General features: G+C 44.3%; 2 protein-coding genes and 1 riboswitch. Both genes read left to right on the top strand.

From position 1 onward, the window contains the following. Positions 1–70 precede the first annotated feature (70 nt). Positions 71–176, top strand: a riboswitch (SAM riboswitch). 56 nt (positions 177–232) lie between these two features. Further along, positions 233–1426, top strand: a complete 1194-nt coding sequence (metK, locus tag IJN28_00925) for a methionine adenosyltransferase (protein ID MBQ6712334.1) — start codon at positions 233–235, stop codon at positions 1424–1426. Between the two features lie 81 nt (positions 1427–1507). Further along, positions 1508–2010, top strand: a 503-nt coding sequence (locus IJN28_00920; protein ID MBQ6712333.1) for a primosomal protein N', incomplete at its 3' end; no start/stop codon positions are given.

Here is a 2010-nt window from a genome sequence, read left to right as displayed (position 1 = left end):
GAATAAAGTTGTCGAGATGTGTTGATTTTTTCGGCAGTTTGCTTTAAAATTATTATGGAAATTTATTTATTACTCATCAAGAGTTGGCGGAGGGATTTGGCCCAATGAAGTCGCAGCAACCATTTGAGTATTCAAAAACGGTGCTACTTCCAGCTGTAAACAAGCAGAGATGAGAGTATTAAAATGCTCTCTTTTTGCAGAGCATTTTTTTATTTAAAGGAGGATAAACTAAATGGATAAAGATATAGTATTCTTTACATCCGAATCGGTTACGGAAGGCCATCCGGATAAAATTGCCGATCAGATCTCTGACAGCGTATTGGACGCTATTTTGGAAAAAGACCCGATGGGTCGTGTCGCTTGTGAAACGCTCGTAACGACGGGTCTTGTTCACGTTGTAGGTGAAATCTCTACGAAATGCTACGTTGATATTCCGCGTCTTGTTCGTAATGTTGTTCGTGAGATCGGTTATACTCGTGCAAAATACGGCTTCGATGCTGATACTTGCGCAGTTATGACGTCTATCGACGAACAGTCGGCAGATATCGCTATGGGTGTTGATAAAGCACTCGAAGCAAAAGAAGGCTCGATGGATGACCAGATCGAAGCAATCGGTGCAGGCGACCAGGGTATGATGTTCGGTTATGCAACGAATGAAACACCTGAATTTATGCCGCTTCCGATCGCACTTGCACATCGTCTTTCCCGTCGTTTGACGGAAGTTCGTAAAAGCGGCGAACTTGATTACCTTCGTCCGGACGGTAAAACGCAGGTAACGGTCGAATATAAAGACGGTAAACCTGTTCGCATCAACACGATCGTTATTTCGACGCAGCACAGCCCGTCGGCTACGCTTGCAACGATCAAAAAAGATATGCTCGAAAGAGTTATCCAAGTTGTTGTTCCTTCGTCGCTTCTTGATGACGAAACGAAATACTACATCAATCCGACGGGTCGTTTCGTAGTAGGCGGTCCGCAGGGTGACGCAGGTCTTACGGGTCGTAAGATCATCGTTGATACATACGGCGGCATGGCACGTCATGGCGGCGGTGCATTCTCGGGTAAAGATCCTACAAAAGTAGACCGCTCGGGTGCATATGCAGCTCGTTATGTTGCAAAAAATATCGTAGCGGCAGGACTTGCTGATCGTTGCGAAATCCAGATCGCATACGCTATCGGCGTAGCAAGACCGGTATCCGTTATGGTTGAAACGTTCGGTACAGGCAAAATCGCTGAATCGAAAATCAGCGAATTGATCCAGAAACATTTCGACCTTCGTCCGGCAGGCATCATCAAAGAATTGGATCTTCGTCGTCCGATCTATCGTCAGACTGCAGCATATGGTCACTTCGGTAGAACTGATGTTAACCTTCCGTGGGAAAGAACGGACAAAGCAGAAGCTCTCAAAGCAGATGCAGGTATCTAAAAATAATACAGTGATGTAATAAAAGTAAGGTTCTCGTTAGAGAACCTTACTTTGCTATCTAAAAAGAAGGAGGAAATTGTGATGATAGTCGATGTGTTCGTCAATGTGCCTGTTAAAAAACTGGATAAGCCGTTTACATATCGTGTACCATCAAAGTTTTCTCATGTTAATATAGGTTGGCGTGTACTCGTTCCGTTTGACGGACGTATGGTAGAAGGATTTGTTGTGGAATGTCACGATGAGTCGACTGCTGTACGCGATATAGAACTCAAAGATATCGCTGATGTTCTTGATGAAGAAGCATGGTTTTCGCGCGATATGATGGCGATGGCCAAATGGGTCAGCGAATATTATCTTTGCACGTTAGCAGAAGCGATGCGACTATTTATTCCCGGCAAAGGCGGCGTTCGCATCTCGTACCAATATCAAAGCAAAGATTGTGAGAATATAACACTTACCGAGAATGAAGAGGCTGTTTATCGGTGTCTTAACGAACACGGTACGCAGTCGATAACTGCATTGAAAAAAGCGTTTCCCGAATGGAATATGGAATCGATATTATCGCGCTTGATAAAGAAAGATTG

The organism is Selenomonadales bacterium, from assembly GCA_017442105.1.
GTDB lineage: Bacteria > Bacillota > Negativicutes > RGIG982 > RGIG982 > RGIG982.
This window is presented reverse-complemented; position numbering and strand designations above follow the sequence as displayed.

Excerpts from the sequence above, each read along its gene's own strand:
- metK (MBQ6712334.1), top strand. The coding sequence starts at position 233 with ATGGATAAAGATATAGTATTCTTTACATCCGAATCGGTTACGGAAGGC.